The 18,046-nt window shown below is 44.7% G+C and carries 17 protein-coding genes; 12 read left to right on the top strand and 5 right to left on the bottom strand.

What is annotated here, in order from left to right; genetic code table 11:
* Nucleotides 1-413: 413 nt before the first annotated feature.
* The 9 genes from hrcA to E7L17_RS08535 all read left to right on the top strand — a co-directional run bounded on the left by hrcA (nt 414) and on the right by E7L17_RS08535 (nt 8,980).
* Complete coding sequence (gene hrcA, locus E7L17_RS08495) at nt 414-1,439, top strand: heat-inducible transcriptional repressor HrcA (RefSeq protein ID WP_316322829.1); 1,026 nt, start codon at nt 414-416, stop codon at nt 1,437-1,439.
* Nucleotides 1,440-1,505: 66 nt separating this feature from the next.
* Nucleotides 1,506-2,063, top strand: a complete 558-nt coding sequence (grpE, locus tag E7L17_RS08500; protein WP_316322830.1) for a nucleotide exchange factor GrpE — start codon at nt 1,506-1,508, stop codon at nt 2,061-2,063.
* A 109-nt stretch (nt 2,064-2,172) separates the two neighbouring features.
* Nucleotides 2,173-4,026: a molecular chaperone DnaK gene (gene dnaK, locus E7L17_RS08505; RefSeq protein WP_316322831.1), complete on the top strand. Its 1,854-nt coding sequence runs from the start codon at nt 2,173-2,175 to the stop codon at nt 4,024-4,026.
* Nucleotides 4,027-4,248: 222 nt separating this feature from the next.
* A complete protein-coding gene (gene dnaJ / locus E7L17_RS08510; protein WP_316322832.1) occupies nt 4,249-5,394 on the top strand; it encodes a molecular chaperone DnaJ in 1,146 nt (381 codons plus the stop codon).
* Between the two features lie 282 nt (nt 5,395-5,676).
* Nucleotides 5,677-5,958, top strand: coding sequence for a hypothetical protein (locus E7L17_RS08515; protein WP_316322833.1), 282 nt, complete (start codon nt 5,677-5,679; stop codon nt 5,956-5,958).
* A 336-nt stretch (nt 5,959-6,294) separates the two neighbouring features.
* Nucleotides 6,295-6,609, top strand: coding sequence for a hypothetical protein (locus E7L17_RS08520; RefSeq protein ID WP_316322834.1), 315 nt, complete (start codon nt 6,295-6,297; stop codon nt 6,607-6,609).
* A 342-nt stretch (nt 6,610-6,951) separates the two neighbouring features.
* The gene (locus E7L17_RS08525) at nt 6,952-7,263 is read left to right on the top strand and encodes a hypothetical protein (RefSeq protein ID WP_316322835.1); all 312 of its coding nucleotides are present in this window, start codon (nt 6,952-6,954) and stop codon (nt 7,261-7,263) included.
* Nucleotides 7,264-7,515: 252 nt separating this feature from the next.
* Nucleotides 7,516-8,163: a hypothetical protein gene (locus E7L17_RS08530; RefSeq protein WP_316322836.1), complete on the top strand. Its 648-nt coding sequence runs from the start codon at nt 7,516-7,518 to the stop codon at nt 8,161-8,163.
* Nucleotides 8,164-8,692: 529 nt separating this feature from the next.
* On the top strand, nt 8,693-8,980 hold the full coding sequence (locus E7L17_RS08535; protein WP_316322837.1) for a hypothetical protein: 288 nt from the start codon (nt 8,693-8,695) through the stop codon (nt 8,978-8,980).
* Between the two features lie 69 nt (nt 8,981-9,049).
* Here E7L17_RS08535 and E7L17_RS08540 read toward each other — a convergent pair whose 3' ends face one another.
* Complete coding sequence (locus tag E7L17_RS08540) at nt 9,050-9,184, bottom strand: hypothetical protein (RefSeq protein WP_316322838.1); 135 nt, start codon at nt 9,182-9,184, stop codon at nt 9,050-9,052.
* A gap of 262 nt (nt 9,185-9,446) precedes the next feature.
* Between E7L17_RS08540 and secA the strand changes: the two genes are divergently transcribed.
* Nucleotides 9,447-12,191 (top strand): preprotein translocase subunit SecA, encoded by a 2,745-nt coding sequence (gene secA, locus E7L17_RS08545; protein WP_316322839.1) that lies wholly within the window; start codon nt 9,447-9,449, stop codon nt 12,189-12,191.
* Nucleotides 12,192-12,641: 450 nt separating this feature from the next.
* On the opposite strand, the gene E7L17_RS08550 is transcribed toward secA, so the two are convergent.
* The 3 genes from E7L17_RS08550 to E7L17_RS08560 form a co-directional block, all read right to left on the bottom strand.
* Entirely contained in the window at nt 12,642-14,084 is a 1,443-nt protein-coding gene (locus E7L17_RS08550; RefSeq protein ID WP_316322840.1) for a PH domain protein, read from the bottom strand.
* Entirely contained in the window at nt 14,077-14,511 is a 435-nt protein-coding gene (locus E7L17_RS08555; RefSeq protein ID WP_316322841.1) for a PH domain-containing protein, read from the bottom strand. Before E7L17_RS08555 ends, E7L17_RS08550 begins: the two co-directional genes overlap by 8 nt.
* 113 nt (nt 14,512-14,624) lie before the next feature.
* Nucleotides 14,625-15,272: a Crp/Fnr family transcriptional regulator gene (locus E7L17_RS08560; protein ID WP_316322842.1), complete on the bottom strand. Its 648-nt coding sequence runs from the start codon at nt 15,270-15,272 to the stop codon at nt 14,625-14,627.
* A gap of 192 nt (nt 15,273-15,464) precedes the next feature.
* On the opposite strand from E7L17_RS08560, the gene leuC reads away from it, so the two are divergent.
* Nucleotides 15,465-16,748, top strand: a complete 1,284-nt coding sequence (gene leuC, locus E7L17_RS08565) for a 3-isopropylmalate dehydratase large subunit (RefSeq protein WP_316322843.1) — start codon at nt 15,465-15,467, stop codon at nt 16,746-16,748.
* Nucleotides 16,745-17,230, top strand: a complete 486-nt coding sequence (leuD, locus tag E7L17_RS08570; RefSeq protein WP_316322844.1) for a 3-isopropylmalate dehydratase small subunit — start codon at nt 16,745-16,747, stop codon at nt 17,228-17,230. Before leuC ends, leuD begins: the two co-directional genes overlap by 4 nt.
* Before the next feature lie 162 nt (nt 17,231-17,392).
* Here leuD and E7L17_RS08575 read toward each other — a convergent pair whose 3' ends face one another.
* Complete coding sequence (locus tag E7L17_RS08575) at nt 17,393-18,040, bottom strand: hypothetical protein (protein ID WP_316322845.1); 648 nt, start codon at nt 18,038-18,040, stop codon at nt 17,393-17,395.
* Nucleotides 18,041-18,046: the final 6 nt, after the last annotated feature.

Genomic DNA, 18,046 nt, shown 5'->3' on the forward strand with positions numbered 1-18,046 from the left:
CCGTAGCAGGGGGTGGGTGTTGGTGGCACTCATTCCTGCTTTGCTTTTTAAATTACCTTACAATGTAAATATTAACATTATTTACCATTAATTGCAAGTTATATTTGTATTATGGGAAAAAATATCACAAAAAACATGTATTTATCAAAAAACGCCGGGTTTTGCCCTTGGCGTTCTTTTTTTGTTTATACATAAAAAGCCGAATATGAAAAGCCTAACATTGAAAAGAAATCAATAATGGTATGAAATTTGCATTTTCGCACCAAATTGGGAATGTTGCCGCTTTTGTGGTACACATTAATAATTAATTTACATTTGAAATCTTGACAATGACGGCGCAGAATGATAAATTATTAAATAGGAGTTAGCACTCGAACTCATAGAGTGCTAAAACTAAAAAAGAGGTGAGAGGAATGGAGCTTAGCGACAGAAAACTAAAGGTGCTGGCAGCGATTGTAGATGCTTATGTAAGAACCGGCGAGCCGGTAGGCTCAAAAGCGCTGGCGGCTGACCTAGGTGTTTCCTCTGCCACCATTCGAAACGAAATGGCTGACTTAGCAGAAATTGGTTTGCTGGAACAGCCGCATACCTCCGCAGGGCGTATTCCCTCCCAAAAGGGCTACCGTATTTATATTGACCGAGTGATGAACCGAAAACCCGTTACGCAGGAAGAACAGCGGTTTTTAGATGGCATGCTGTTCTCCAGTGCATACGACCAGCAAAAGCTGCTGGAGGGTGTTTCGCAAATGCTGGCGGGGCTTACCCGTTTTGCGGCGGTTTCCACCGCTCCCTCGGGCAAACGAGCAGACATTCGCGCGTTGCAATTCGTGCAAACGAGCCGCAGAACCGCAATGCTGATTCTGCTCACCTCGGCAGGCACGATGAAGCACCAAATCTTCCGCTGTGAGTTCGATTTATCCCCTGAAATTTTAAGGGTGTTTTTCCGAGTGCTCAACGAGCGGCTGGCTGGTGTTCCGGTGGCGGCAGTCACCCCCGCGTATATTCAAACGCTCGCCGCTTCTCTTGGCGATTTAACGGTGATGATGTCCTCCGCGCTGATGGCGCTTATGGAGGCCGCACAAGAATCCGTTGAACCAGAGGTTCGCCTCAACGGGCAAATGAATTTGCTGTTTTACCCCGAGTTTGAGCGTGGCAACGCCCGCCGGGTGATGGATTTTTTAGAACGCCCGCAAGATCTGGCAGAGCTGCTTTTGCAGCCGCAAAAGGAAGTTCGTGTGATGATTGGGGATGAAACGAAGCACCCCGAGCTGCGCGATTCGAGCATCATCGTAGCGCAATATGCCATTGATGGTCAGCGTGCCGGCGCAATTGGCGTAATTGGCCCAACCCGAATGGATTACGCAGGGCTAATTGGCAAGCTGGATTATTTGTCTCAAACCGTGGGGCGGCTCCTGACGGAGCTTCGTCAGGAAGAATAGGGAACAATCAAATGAAATATAGAATTACAGGCTGCCGCGTGACGGCAGCGGAAAGGGGCAATCTCCTTGAGTAAAAAGGATGCAGCAAAGCAGGCTGAAATGGAGAACGAAGTAAACACAGCGGAGCAGCCGCAGACAGAAACACCGGGAGGCAGTTCCAACGCTGAAATCAACCAGCTTCAGGAGCAGCTAGAGCAAACTGCCGCAGAGCTAGCAAAGCAGAAAGAACTGCTGCTGCGCACTGCCGCAGAATACGATAACTACCGCAAGCGTACGGACCGTGAAAAAACCATGGTTTATACCGACGCTACGGCAGATACAATTGAAAAGGTTCTTCCCGTTTGCGATAATCTCGAGCGTGCACTTGCACAGCAGGGCGGCTCAGTGGAAGACCTTCGCAAGGGCGTTGAAATGGTATTTAACCAGCTAACAGCCGCACTTGAAAAAATGGGTGTTATCGCAATTGGGGAGCCGGGCGAACCGTTCGACCCCGAAGTACACAACGCCGTATCTCATATTGAAGATGATTCACTGGGCGAAAATGTAATTGCCGTGGTTCTGCAAAAGGGCTACAAAATCGGCGACAAAATCATTCGCCACGCAATGGTTCAAGTGGCCAACTGATTGGCCTGAATTTGAGAATCCGCTTAAGTGAAACGGCGGTTGCCGATTTGTCGGCTAGATAAATAATATCAAAAAAATAATTTAACCTAAATTTTTGGAGGTAAATCGTATGGCAAAAACAATTGGTATCGACTTAGGTACAACAAACTCCTGCGTAGCAGTTATTGAGGGCGGCGAGCCGGTCGTTATTTCGAACGCAGAAGGCGCTCGCACCACTCCCTCTGTTGTTGCATTTTCAAAAACCGGTGAGCGTATGGTTGGCCAGGTGGCAAAGCGCCAGGCAATCACAAACCCGGAGCGCACCATCGCTTCGATTAAGAGAGAGATGGGTACCGGCTTTAAGGTAAACATTGACGATAAGAGCTTCACTCCTCAAGAGATCTCTGCAATGATTCTGCAAAAGCTGAAGGCAGATGCAGAAGCCTATTTGGGTGAGCCTGTAACCTCCGCAGTTATTACCGTACCTGCTTACTTTACTGACGCACAGCGCCAGGCAACCAAGGATGCCGGTAAAATTGCTGGTTTGGATGTAAAGAGAATCATCAATGAGCCGACTGCTGCGGCATTGTCTTATGGCATCGACAAGGGCGACGACCAGAAGATTATGGTTTACGATTTGGGCGGCGGTACATTCGACGTTTCTATTATTGAAATGGGCGATGGTGTGCAGGAGGTTCTTGCAACTGCCGGTAACAACCGCTTGGGCGGCGACGATTTCGACAAGCGCGTGATGGACTGGATGGTTGACGCATTCAAGAGAGAAGCCGGTATTGACCTAAGCGGCGACAAAATGGCAATGCAGCGCCTCAAGGAAGCTGCAGAAAAGGCAAAGATTGAGCTTTCCGGTATGACCACAGCTTCCATTAATCTGCCTTTCATTACCGCAGATGCAACTGGCCCCAAGCACTTAGACCTTACTCTCACCCGTGCAAAGTTTAATGAGCTGACTGCCGACTTGGTCGAAAAGACCATGGGCCCGGTTCGCCAAGCTCTTCAGGATTCCGGTCTCCAGATTTCCGACATCAGCAAGGTGCTGATGGTTGGTGGTTCCTCTCGTATTCCTGCGGTTCAGGATGCGGTTAAGAACCTGACCGGCAAAGACCCCTTCAAGGGCATTAACCCCGACGAGTGCGTAGCCATCGGTGCTGCATTGCAGGCTGGTGTTTTGGGCGGCGAAGTTCAGGGCCTGCTGCTGCTGGATGTTACTCCCCTTTCCCTCGGCGTTGAAACAATGGGCGGCATTATGACCAAAATCATTGAGCGCAACACCACTATCCCCACCAAGAAGAGCCAGATTTTCTCCACCGCAGCGGATGGCCAGACTCAGGTTGAGGTTAACGTATTGCAGGGTGAGCGTGAATTTGCCCGCGACAATAAGCAGCTTGCTCTGTTTAAGCTCGACGGCATTGCTCCGGCTCCTCGTGGAATCCCCCAGATTGAGGTTACCTTTGATTTGGATGCCAACGGCATTGTAAATGTTTCTGCGAAAGACCTTGGCACCGGCAAGGAACAGCATATCACCATTACCTCCAGCACGAACATGAACAAGGATGATATTGATAAGGCAGTGAAAGAAGCAGAGCAGTTTGCCGCCGAAGACAAAAAGCGCCGTGAAGAGGTTGACGCTAAAAACGAAGCAGAGAACCTGTGCTACTCCGTTGAAAAGCTGATTACCGACAGTGGCGATAAGATTGACGAAGCGGACAAAAACGAGCTGAACCAGAAGGTTGCTGAACTGAAGGGTATGCTTACAACTGCTACTGTGGAAGAGCTGAAGCTGAAAACAGAAGACGTGCAGAAGAGCCTGTACGCTGTTTCGGAAAAACTTTACAAAGCCAATGCACCGCAGGGCGGTGAAGCAGCTCCCGACATGGGCGGCCAGCCCCAGCAGGGCCCGGCAGAAGATGGCGGACAGACGGTGTATGATGCGGACTTTAAGGACGTAGACGACAGCCAGAAATAATTCCGGTATTTTCAACTTGGTGCATTTTGTGGTATTATATGCCCAGTGCATTTGTTATACAACGAAACGGGTGCCGCGGCACCATAGAAGCAATACCGCGCAAAGGGTGGCCGAGGCCGCCCTTTGTGAGGTATGCTGCCGTGGTAATTGCCCGGCGCAGAAAATCAGGGCAAGCGGGGTGTGTGATGCTCCGCTTGCCGCACCATGTGGGAGTGACTTGGCTTGGCGGATAAAAGGGATTACTATGAGGTGATGGGGGTACCCAAAAATGCCTCAGACGATGAAATAAAAAAAGCGTACCGCAAACTGGCAAAGCAGTACCACCCCGATTTAAACCCGGGGGATAAGGCTGCGGAGGCAAACTTTAAAGAGGTCAATGAGGCCTACGAGGTTTTGTCTGACAAAGAGAAAAAAGCGCGGTATGATCAGTTTGGTCATGCGGGTGTAGACCCGAATTTTGGCGGCGGCCCCGGTGGCAGCCCCTTTGATGGCGACATTGATTTGGGCGATATTTTCAACAGCTTTTTCGGCGGCGGTTTCGGTACAGGGCGGAGTGCAAACCCCAATGCGCCAAGGCGCGGGCGAGATGCACAGGCATCCGTTACCATCTCGTTTGAAGAGGCCGCAAAAGGCGTTAAAAAGCAAGTTTCTTATCAAAGAATTGAATCGTGCCAGTCTTGCGGCGGTTCCGGCGCAGAGAGCGGTACCGAGACAAAAACCTGCCCACAGTGCAGTGGCACTGGTCAAGTGCGGGTTAGCCAGCGCACTCCGTTCGGCGTAGTGCAAACCAGCCGTGGGTGTGACCGATGCGGTGGTAAGGGTAAAATTATTGACCACCCCTGCCATTCTTGCAGCGGCACGGGGAGAGTTAGAAAAACCAAAACACTGGAAATCACCATACCTGCTGGTATTGATGATGGGCAGACCTTAAACGTGGGAGGCCATGGCGATGCCGGAACAAACGGCGGACCTTCGGGCGATTTACACGTGTATGTCACCGTTCGTCCTCATGCCATTTTTGAGCGCCGTGGGAACGATGTTTGGTGCGAAATGCCAATTACATTTACGCAGGCAACCTTGGGCGCAGAGGTCATTGTACCTACTTTGGATGGTAAAGTAAGCTACCAAGTGCATGACGGCACACAGCCGGGTGATGTATTTAAGCTGCGCGGCAAGGGAATCCCGAACATTCATGGCCGCGGACGCGGCGACCAGTATGTGCGCGTAACGATTGAAGTGCCGAAGAACCTAACGGATCGCCAAAAAGAGATTCTACAGGAATTCGACAGCACGGGTGACGAGCGCAACTACCAAAAGCGCAAAACCTTCTTCGATAAGATTAAAAACTTATTCGATGCAGAAAAATAAGATGGCATAGCTGCTGTTTATAAAGAAAGGCTCCGCTTTTGTGCGGAGTCTTTCTTTATTTTGTAGAAAAATTGGGAGGGTAAAGAGGTTCGTTCGGATCAAAGAATAAGTTTTAATGACCAATAGTAAAGCGTGGCTATCTATATAATTTGTTTTATTCATTTTACATAGTTGAATAATGGTTTAATTTTCACTATAATTATCCATGATGCATTATTTTTTAAAAGCTTTAGTAATCAATTTCTAAAGAAGTGCAATTTAAATTTTATGAGGTACAAAACTATGAAAAAGAGTTTGTCATTTAAGATTCTATTATTTTTTGTTGCAGTACTTTCTATATTTTCTGCTGCATTCCTGATTTATTCTCACTATTTTTTGAAAGATGTTTTCTTCAGTTTAATGGACGGCCCTACCTCTATTTTAACTGCCAACGGAGCCCCGATTTTTCAGGATTTACTCCGTTTTGATTTTTCCGTTCCATTGGGTGTTGTGATTCTGTTAGCTGCACCGATTGTTGTTGGAATAATCACATATCGTATGGGAAAAGAAAAAGGCAAGTCGTAAAATAGAGTAATTTTAATGCAATATAGGAAAATTCTGTAACAAAACAGGTACGAAAATCGTTATATAAAGTGAAGGCATTATTGGCAAAGATTTGATAATTATGTTTTGGAAAAGGAGGTTAATTTGACTTAAGATTAAGCTACTGTTGCTGTTAGCTCAATCATTGGGTTGATGTTTGAAAAAACATAAAAAGGCTTCGCGCAGGCGAAGCCTTTTTGATTTCTATTATTAACCCATTATCCAAAAGAAGTATTAAACTACAAATATTGATATATATGTAAAACTATATTATAATTATTATAAATTATAATATAGTTTTAAAGGAGTGGTTATTTTATGGATAAAACCTTGCAAAAGAAATGGTATCTGTTAGCATATCTTTTTATTATATATGCGGTGCTCTCCAGCACATATCGCATCTTAAAAGCGATGGACGTAGTTAACCTAGCAATTTTAAAAACATTTTTGTTATGGCCGCCTATCATTTTGCTCTGTGCAATCTTAGTTTTTTTCCTCTGGCTTACAAAAAAGAGCGGACCAGACTGGAAACAGTATGTGCAAGAAAAACGCTTTGTCAAGCTTTTCTTTATGATTGGATTGGGATTAAGTTTTGTTTGTGCCATTATTGCAGATTATTTTATTCCGTTTTAATTAATTGGAGTAGTGGAATAAAAAAATATTTCAAAACAAATGAAACGAGAAAGAGGGATGCAAGGTGAATAAGAAATGGGTTTATCTAGGTTTTCTGATTGTTATTAGTATTTTTATCGTACTTTCATACCCAGTTTTCCATTTCAGCTTAAGAACTTCGTATACACTATTTTATCTTTTTATAATTTCAACTTTTGTAGTAAATGGTGTTATTTCTTTTCGCAAAAAGCAAACGGTAGTTGCGTTAATGTATCTTGTACCTATATTTTTATCATTGTGGTTCATGATTCGCTTGTACATGTAAAAAGAGTCTCTGCTATTAATGAAAGAAGGGGAAGCGTTATGAAAAAAGAATTCTGGTATAAAATACAGCAGGATATACTGGGGCTAAAGGGCGCTTGGCTCTTGTTTTTGCTGGTGATAGCGGTTAGCTATATTGGGCAAAACATACCAGATATGACATTTTTGTTCCGATTACTGTTAAACCTAATTGGTGTTGTTTTAGTAGCGGCTGTTTATTTTATCGGGAAATCGAAACGCTCCAAAAAGCAGAGCCGTATTCTTTGCTTTTATATGGCTGTGTTTTTCATTGGGTGTATCGCGGCATATTTTGAGGTGAAGCCGCTTCATTTAATCTACAAGCTGTTTCCATAAACGGTTTGTTAGGCTTTTCTTTATGATTGTGTTCGGATTAGCGTTTGTTTGCAGTATAATTGCAGATTATTTTATTTAAATAAAAATTATTATATATATTTTGTAACAAAACATAACTCATTAACGTTATATAAATGAAAGTATCTTTTTTTAAAGCTTAATCAGTTTTAAAATTAGAAGGAGGTATATCGTTATAAGATGCTTTCATGATTGATTTTAAAAAAGACTTAAGAATGTGAAGGAGTTTGTAAAATGAAAAAGTTAATGAGTTTTGCACTGGCACTTTCCATGATGGTGAGTGTTTTCGCAATTCCTGCTTCTGCAATTGAATCTAATTCCATCTCAGCCCAATCAGGCGTTCTTGCTAAAACGACAGAAGATATTTATGCTACAAACTATTCTGAAAAACTTTTCATAGACGGGAGTATGCATACTTATAAGTATTCTTATGACAATCAAGGCAGAAGAACAATCAAAATCTTATCTAATACAAAAGAAGATGTAGTTTGCGTTGATGCCTCAACAGGCAAAGCATTTTTGAATGGAAAGTTAGTTGCGCAGACGAATAAAGTATCAAAAAGTAATAGCAATAGTGTATTATCGACTTCATTAAAGGCAAGTGCTTGGGAAGATTTTGATAGCGGAGAGGAGTATATAAGCTGGGCTGAAGCAACAGCAGCAGCTGTGGTAGCAGGTATTATTGCTATATACCTAGGAGGGCCAGTAACAGGTGTCATGGCTGCAGCAAGTATTATAGCCTCCACTTGCTCCGGTGGAACACTAATATGGACCAGTAAAATAAAATATAAAACAAGAAGTACGGAAGTAAAAGTAAAATGGTATTTTATTGCACCTGAAAAATCAAAATACGGTCCATACTCTTTGACATATAAACGATAAAACTGAATGTAATAGTATTGTTTTTGTTTTCTGAAAGAAGGTGGAGAATATTTCAACCAGAAAAATTATTTATATGATTTGCATGACGCTTATTGGCATATTTATTATTATGGCGAATCCAATATTCCATATAAGCAAAATAACTACGCAGACACTACTTTACCTTTTTATGATTGTTATATTGGTAGTAAATGCAGTTAAATCTTTCCAAAAAAAGCAAATCGCAGGCGTAGTACTGAATCTTGTACCTGTATTTTTAGCATTATGGTTTTTAATTCGCTTGTATTTGTAAGAGGAGTCTATAAATTAAATTATTCAGATTAACAAATGCTTTAAAATGAATCGGATGCCCAAAGATTACAGCATAGCATAAGTTGTTGTGGAGATATTCTTCACAACAGGGAATGGGTGTTCTTGCACCCATTCCCACTTTTTATTCTTAAATACATATGATTATCCACATAGAATGTGTTTCAATATAACTTAAGTAATCAGCTTTATGTGGGCAGGCAGTAAGGAGGGGATTATTTTGAAGAAAGAGTATTGGCTTGGAATACAAAACGAAATATTGGAAGAAAAGGGAATTTACAAACTGTGGTTTTTTATATTTATAGTTTGCTTTGTGATACACGGTGAACCTGCGGCATTATGGTATTTTGTTCCTCTTGGGTTCTCTGTTTTATCCTTGGTGTTTTTGGGAGTGATTTGGCACGTATGCAAGCAAGAGCGGTCACGTAAAGACAGCCGAGAGCTTTTATTTAATATTGTTATTTTTATTGGAGGTGCAGTCATATCTCTTTACCGCATTCTGCAATAAATGCAAAACCCGGCCTGTATCCGAGAGCTTTAGCGGATATAAGCCGGGTCTTCTTATGTTATTCTTGCGTTACTTATTTTTATCAATGTAAATATTGAGTGCCTTTATCCCTCTTAGTCCAAAGCCAATTGCCGTAAGGTAAAAGAAGATGCGGAGAAACGATTCGATTCCCGCCAAAGAAGATAACCATAAAATCGAATTCATAGTAAAACCTCCCATTCCATGTTGTAGAACGAATACTTTTGCATTATATATACCATTTTAGAGAGAAAAACACAACATTAAAAAAGGTAAAATAAACCAGTGGAGGAAAAAGGAAATGGCTCTCTAGCTGGCAGAAACTGTTTGTTTACACAATCTTCTTTTTTTTTAGCGCGCTCTATGCTATAATATGAAACGTATAAATGCGAAGATCATCATGCGAAACAGGTGCCGTTTCGCTTTAAATTGTGTTGAGGTGAAGACGATGAATATTTTGGCCAAGTTCTTTGGTAATTACAGCAAGCGCGAGCTGAAACGAATTCAGCCCCTTTGCGATGCTGTTCTGGCGTTAGAGGAAAAATATAAAGCCATGTCAGACGCCGAACTCAAAGCGCAGACCGCTGCGCTGAAAGAAAGGCTTGCAAATGGCGAAACGCTGGACGACATCCTCCCTGATGCGTTTGCCGTTTGCCGAGAGGGTTCTGCCCGTATTCTTGAGATGCGGCACTTCCCGGTACAGATTATTGGCGGCATCGTGCTGCACCAAGGGCGCATTAGTGAAATGAAGACCGGTGAAGGTAAAACGTTGGTGGCAACACTGCCGGCTTACCTGAATGCACTTTCTGGCAAGGGTGTGCATGTAGTTACCGTCAACGATTACCTGGCTCGCCGTGACTCGGAATGGATGGGCAAGGTGTTCCGCTTCCTTGGTCTTACCGTCGGGCTGATTGTTCACGATATGGACAACGACCAGCGCAAAGCAGCCTATGAGGCAGACATCACGTATGGCACCAACAACGAGATGGGCTTTGATTACCTGCGCGATAACATGGTGATTTATAAAGAGAATAAGGTACAGCGCGGCCATAACTACGCCATCGTCGATGAGGTGGACTCCATCCTGATCGATGAAGCCCGTACGCCCTTAATTATCTCTGGCCAAGGAGATAAATCTACCGATCTCTACGGTCATGCAGACCGCTTTGCGAAAAAGCTCAAGATGATTCGTGTAGCGGAGCTGGACGAAAAAGAGGATAACGATGAGTTGTATAAGGAATACGACTACGTTGTAAATGAAAAGCTGAAAACAGCTTCCCTTACTCCCGCTGGTGTAAAAAAGGCGGAGCAGTTTTTTAGTATTGAAAACTTAACGGATGCCGACAATCTTACAATTCAGCACCACATCAATCAGGCGATTAAGGCAAACGGCGTTATGCGCAGTGACATTGACTATGTGGTAAAAGACGGCGAGGTCATCATTGTTGATGAGTTCACTGGGCGTTTGATGAACGGCCGCCGCTACAACGAAGGCTTGCACCAGGCAATTGAAGCAAAAGAGGGAGTAGAGGTTGCCAGAGAGAGCAAAACGCTGGCTACCATCACATTCCAGAACTACTTCCGCTTGTACACAAAGCTCTCCGGTATGACCGGTACAGCAATGACCGAAGAAGAGGAATTCCGAGAGATTTATAAGCTGGACGTTGTGGAGATTCCCACAAACCGTTCTCTTGCTCGTGAGGATTTGCCGGATGTTGTGTATAAAACAGAAAAGGCAAAGTTCGATGCCGTGATTGAAGATGTGGAGGAGCACTACAAAAAGGGACAACCGGTTCTGGTTGGCACCATCTCCATTGAAAAATCTGAAATTCTCAGCAGCATGCTCAAGCGCCGCGGCGTAAAGCACGAGGTTCTTAATGCGAAGTACCATGAAAAAGAAGCAGAGATTGTAGCGCAGGCTGGTAAAAAGGGTGCGGTAACCATCGCTACCAACATGGCTGGTCGTGGTACCGATATTATGCTCGGTGGTAACGCTGAGTATATGGCAAAATCGGAAATGCGCCGTATGGGCTTCTCAGAAGAACTGATTAGTGAATCCACCGCTTATTCCGACACACAGGATCCCGAGATTTTAGAAGCTCGCAAAACCTATGTGGAGCTTAATGATAAATACAAAGAGCAGATTCGCCCGATTGCCGAAGAGGTTCGTTCTTTGGGTGGCCTGTATATTATTGGTACGGAGCGCCATGAATCCCGCCGTATTGATAATCAGCTGCGCGGCCGTGCTGGTCGTCAGGGTGACCCGGGTAAGAGCCGGTTCTTCATCTCGCTGGAAGACGATTTAATGCGTTTGTTCGGCGGTGAGCGCATCTCAAACCTGATGGATTCCCTCAAGGTGGAAGAAGATATGCCCATTGAAGCGGGCATGCTCTCAAAGACTATTGAAAGTGCTCAGCGCAAGGTGGAAGGCCGTAACTTTGGTATTCGTAAAAATGTTCTGCAATACGACGATGTTATGAACCGCCAGCGTGAGGTTATTTATAAGCAGCGTGATCAAGTGCTTGACGGTGAAAACATTCGCGGTCAAATCATCACCATGATTGAGCAGGCGATTGACACCAATATTAAGCGTTACCTGCCGGAAGACCAACTCCATGATGATTGGGATTTCAAGGGTCTGCGCGACCATTATATGGGCTGGCTCATCAAGCCGGAAGAACTGGAGTTTACACCGGAAGAGCTAGAGGATCTGGACCCCGAATATGTAAAGAACGAGCTGCTTCAGATTGCGAACCGCATGTACGAGCAGCGTGAGAATGAATACAGCCCAGAAATTGTGCGTGAATTGGAACGTGTGATTCTGCTCAAGAACGTAGACGTTCTCTGGATGGATCATATTGACGCGATGGAAGAACTGCAGCGTGGTATTCGCCTGCGTGCTTATGCACAGCGTGACCCGGTTGTGGAGTACCGTATGGAAGGCTTCGATATGTTCGACTCCATGATTTCACAAATTCGTGAAAATACGGCTCGCATGATGCTAACCGTGCGCCTGCAAACACAGGAAGAACCGAAGCGCGAAGAGGTGGCAAAGCCCACCATGGCGACCGGTGCCGGTGACGGTAGTGAAGAAAACCACCCCGTAGTGAACGACAAGAAAGTCGGCAGAAACGACCCCTGCCCCTGCGGAAGCGGTAAAAAGTATAAAAAGTGCTGTGGTAAAGACGAATAATTTGAAAGAATACTTTCTGGATTTACAAACAGCCATAAAAAAAGACTTGCCTTACTGGCAAGTCTTTTTTATTATCTCAGACATGCTGCTCCCAATTCTACGAAATAGTATAAATTGAATAAACAAACAGAAAGAGGAGTTCAAAAAAGAATTATGAAAGATAATAGCCATACTTTATTACGGGTATAAAGAGTAATGTTCGTTTTATAACGTGCGATTTTGAATTATTTTGAAATTTTTTCATATAAAGCACAAAAACTATTGCATTATTTTTATTTATCAGTATAATTTATAATAGATACCGGATAAGGGATGCTTTCTATTCCAGCCCCCTCTAGTTGGAATACCCACCGGTCTTCGTTTGATTACTCTCTCTTTTTTAATACCAAGGCGCCGCTTAGCGGCGCCTTGGTATTTTTATATGCATGTTTATTATAAATTTATTTTAGATCACTCGCTTTGCTCTGGTACAAAATGGAACTTCTCAATATCACTGAGGCGAAAATGGCGTAAATCAAAACAGGCTCCTTTTTCCGTACCAATGCAAAGGCGCACTTGGCAACGCCCGCTCCGCTTTTGGAGAGGATTTTGTCGGATCACAACAGCTTGCACTGCGCTTTTGGGAATCACTGCGGTAAACAATTGATCGTTAATATAGCCGCAGGCAGAAATGTGGGTGTTATCTTCTGCCAAAAAGGTGTTGCGGTATGCGGCAACGCGAAGCAGCAGATAATAGAGTGGGAAAGCGAACAGAAAGAGAATCAATGGAGAAAACAAGGGAAGAAAACGCACAAATAAGAGATACAGCACCAAAATGCCCGCAGCATTTAGCAGGGGAGAAAAAAGAAAGCTAAACAATGAATTTTTAGAGGGCCGAATGACCGTCATTCCCTCTCTTGAGAAGAAGTAGGAGGATTCATTTGGGTAGAAGCGAGACAGATGATGCCGCAGTTCGCGAGTAGTCGCAGCCGCCATCAATAAGCTTCGATCTCCCTTTTCTTTGCCGGAACCAATGGTGTGCAGGTAAACAGAGGATAGGTGTAACAGGCGCATCATTAAGGTTTGGCGGATTGCCACAGCTCGTATTGCCTGGTTGGTAAGCAGCTGGCGGCTGCGAAAAATCATGCCACGTGAAATCATCGTACCGGTGGGGGCTACTCCTGCAGTAAAAAAGGCATAACGGAAAAATTGAACGAGAAAAGCACAGAACCACCCCACAGCCATTAACCAACCAACAATTGCAACCGCTGGGGGTAATCCCCATGCCATAAGACGCTGTGTCTGGTTTACATTATCATAGATTCCATAGAGCCGCTGTGTAAGCTCATCGCCTAAAATCTTACTGGCTCGGTTAAATAAAATACCGATTAAAAGTAAACCAGATGCTGGGTTCGACCATGAGATAGCCATAAGAATCACACGGATAGAACTGGCAGTATATCTATGTGAAATTTCTTCGCGCAATTGCTGCCACCACAGCAATGGTGCTTTTTTAGCGAGTAACAAGGTAAGGCTTGGTTTTTTCGCGTTAGCCGCGGGGCTATCGAGCATTACCTGAGCTGCTCCAAACAGGTCTAAAATAGGGTTTAGACGTAGAAAGACCGAAGCCACACAATCTGCCGGGAGCATTTTTTGCTTTCGAAAAAATAAGCCGCTCTTCCAATATAGAATCGAGAGACTGCGTCCATTTTCTTCTATAGCCGTTACCCCATACCCACAGCTTAGGTACTGAAAATAAGCAATTCCGATAATTCCTACTACGCTGGGTAAGCTGCTCCAAGCTACTTCAGAAAATGGCGCCTGAAAAACAGCTTGTATCAGCGGAATAATCAGCAGAAAAAAGAAACGGGAAAGATAATTCCATAGGGTGACAATATGAGGTCGTTTAGTCATCGGCGGCCTCCTCAACCAATTGCATTAGCTGTCGTGCATCTTGCTCTGAAAGCTGGCGCAATGAGATAGGCGCACCAACGGGGCGCACAGAGAGTGTGCATAGCCCAAGTGCACTTTGCAGAGGTGTGTGTGAAATGGTTGCCGTGAGGATGGTTTCTAAGCGAAGTGAGGTTTTCACGGGGAAGAGTAATCCGATTTTCCAAGTTAGTCGCCCATCTTCCAGAAAAACATAAGCGGTTTGATACAGGCGTGGAACATACCAGAAAAAATACAATAAGTATATTGTAATTACGATTATACAAGTGATAATTCCCGCAATGGGGAGAAGTGCTGCAACAGCTCCACTCAAAAAACAAAAAAGCAGTGCCGTGAGTGTTCCTTGAATACGCCATAGGCAGATGCTCTTTTTTCCCAGACCAAATTTCAAAGCAATCACTCCGTTTAAAAATCCATTCCCCTTCCTGTGGCTGCCACAATATTTTTTCAGTTAGAGGAGAATAGGCGGTAGTATTGTTCCCAAAATTTGCGGATTCTATGAGATTAATCGGCAGCAGGAGACAAAGCGTATTGCAGGAGTGCCTCAGGGTTGCGTATTTCAATGCTGCGGTAGTGTGTGCGAATCCAGCCTTTTCGTGCGAGCTCACCCAATACACGGCTTACCGTAACTCGAGATACCCCAGCCATGCTGGCTAAATCTTCGTGTGAGCAAGCGATGGTTTGGCCAGAAAGTCCGCCGCAAAGTTCCGTGAGTATTTTCGCAATGCGACGGTCTGCCTGCAGAAAGGTCATGTGATCCACTTGGTTGGAGAGCATTCGCACGGTTTTTGAAAACAAATGCAATAATTGAAAAGCAAGCATGGGTTCTTCCCGAAAGCAAATGAGAAGAAGCTCACGGCTTACGGGAATAATCTGTGATTTTTCAATCGTTCTTGCAGATGAAACACGGGGCAGGCCATCGAAAAAGGCGGCCTCTCCAAAAATATTCCCCGCTGTAAGCAAGGTAAGCGTTTTTTCCTGCCCATGTTCCGAGCTCATAGAGATTCGCACCTTGCCGCTTTTTAGGTAATAAAAACGTTCGGCGACCTCTCCCTGCCGGTAAATCATTTGATTTCCCGGGTATAGCCGTGGGGTCTCTTTTTGCTCTAGAACCTCCCATAAGCTTTCTGCTGCGTGGTTTGCCTGTTCCAATCCATTTCACTCCCTATAAACCAACTTATGTATTCGAAAGAGTTTCCCAAATCACAAATAAAATTTTTTCAATTGTAACATGATTTACATTCTTCGCGCAAGATGAATGCGATAATAGAGAAAATAAAGCCAAGGTTGTGGACGACCGACATACTGATGGGCTTTCAACACAGCAGGGGAGGTTTTGAACCGATGGGAATGACGATGACACAAAAGATTTTGGCGGCAAAGGCTGGGTTACCGCATGTAACCGCAGGGCAATTGGTAGAAGCAACGCTGGATTTAGTTTTGGGAAATGATATCACTAGCCCGGTGGCGATTAATGAATTTGAAAAGAGCGGAGCCACAGGTGTATTTCACAAGGATAAAATTGCGTTAGTGCTTGACCATTTTACGCCGAATAAGGATATTAAAGCGGCGGAGCAATGCCGCCAGACCCGTAATTTTGCAGACCAATACGACATCACCAATTTCTTCGATGTTGGGCAAATGGGGATTGAACACGCACTTCTGCCGGAACAAGGTCTTGTTGGCCCTGGAGACTGTGTAATTGGAGCGGATTCTCACACTTGCACGTACGGCGCATTGGGTGCTTTTTCCACCGGAGTAGGCTCAACCGATATGGCAGCGGGTATGATTACCGGCAAGGCTTGGTTTAAAGTGCCGGGAGCCATTCGAGTGGTGCTTAACGGGCAGTGTCCCAAATGGGTATCAGGTAAAGATGTGATTTTGCACTTGATTGGAAAAATAGGTGTAGATGGTGCATTGTACCAATCTTTGGAGTTTACCGGTGAGGGTGTAAAATCACTCTCAATCGATGACCGCTTATGTATTGCAAACATGGCAATTGAGGCGGGCGCCAAAAATGGTATCTTCCCGGTGGATGAGGTCACACTCGCTTACTGTAAGAATCGTTTTCAGCGTGAACCAGTTATTTACACGGCGGATGAGGATGCCAAATACGATAGCGAGATTGTCATTAACCTTTCGGATTTACGCCCAACAATTGCATTCCCACACCTGCCGGAGAATACCCATACCATTGATGAGGCGGGTACGGTAAAGGTAGACCAAGCGGTGATTGGCTCCTGCACCAACGGGCGTATGGAAGACCTGCGTGCCGCTGCAGAGATTTTAAAGGGCCGCAAGGTTAACAAGCGGGTACGCTGCATTATTATTCCCGGAACGCAAAGCATTTATCTGCAGGCAATCCGTGAGGGCTTGGCAGAGATTTTTGTAGAGGCGGGGGCGGTGTTTTCAACGCCAACCTGTGGGCCGTGCCTTGGCGGACATATGGGCATTCTCGGCAAAGGCGAGCGTTCGGTTTCCACTACGAATCGCAACTTTGTAGGGAGAATGGGTCATATTGAGTCTGAAGTCTATTTGGCAAGCCCCGCTGTGGCGGCAGCCAGTGCGGTTACCGGTGTACTCACAGACCCCGCCGCGCTGTTTACCGGAAAGGAGGATGCACAATGAATGCACAAGGTACCGTACACAAGTATGGCGATAATGTAGATACCGATGTTATTATTCCTGCCCGTTACCTGAATACTTCTTCTCATCAGGAGTTGGCGCAGCACTGCATGGTAGACATTGACGCAGATTTTGTAAACCGGGTAAAACCGGGAGATATTATGGTGGCGAATAAAAACTTTGGGTGTGGTTCTTCCCGTGAACATGCTCCCATTGCAATTAAGGCCAGCGGAATTTCCTGTGTAATTGCTGCAACCTATGCCCGGATTTTCTACCGCAATGCCATTAACATTGGCCTTCCAATTTTGGAATGCGAAGAGGCAGCGCGTGAGATTGAAGCGGGGGATGAAGTCAGTGTGGATTTTGACACGGGTGTGATTCGTGACCTTACTACAGGCAAAACGTATCAGGCGCAGCCGTTCCCACCGTTTATTCAGAACATCATCTCAAAGGGCGGGCTGCTCAACAGTATTACGAATCCGTAAAAGCATCCTTTTACAGAGCAAAAAGCAGGGGCGGGATTTTTAAATCCCGCCCCTGCTTTTTTGCGCTTGTGAGTGCAAACTGGATTCTAACCAGTAAAGTAATGGTTTCGAACACAGTGCTTTGTGTAATGCTATATAAAGTAGAATTGCTAGTGCAAAGAGTTACATCACACAAAGACCAAACTCTGCAGAAATAAGGTGCCTTTCGTAATAGGTTTGCGTATAGGTTGTTTTAAGCCATTTTGGGAATCGTCCCGTTCTCTTTATTTCAGAGGGTATGGTAATAACCGCAGAGCCCATAAAGTTAACGACCGTATCGGGAGTGGCGTTTGGCAACCACCAATCGACACTTTGATCTTCCAAAGACCATTCGCCTCCGCTAAGCCGTTCCCAGCCCATCTTTTTTACGGTGTTTATCTGCGCAAAGGAATCCCAATAATAGATTTCTACAATTGCGTAAAGCCTTGCAACCTTGTCACCCTCTACAACGTCTTTATATATCTTTCGGGTGATTATACGACCCTGATCTGCGTTATCCTTGTTAGAAGCACTCTCATCCATTGCGTTAAACAATTTTCCGGCTGCTTCTTCAGAGTTTGCAATAGACACTTCACCTGTACTATTCTTTTGCTCCAATCGAATTTGAGATAAATCGAATGGGGAATGAAGAAAGAGTTCATTTAACTCTATTTGCATTCCGTTGCCCATTGCAGAGTGGATTGAATCTGCCAGATAAGCAGGTATATATAGAAATATGGACAATAGGGAACTTAATAACAGACTGAGGGTCTTCGTCCAGATTTTCAGCATATGTAC

Source organism: Clostridium sp. (assembly GCF_032576335.1).
In the GTDB taxonomy this organism is placed as follows: Bacteria; Bacillota; Clostridia; order Oscillospirales; family Acutalibacteraceae; genus Faecalispora.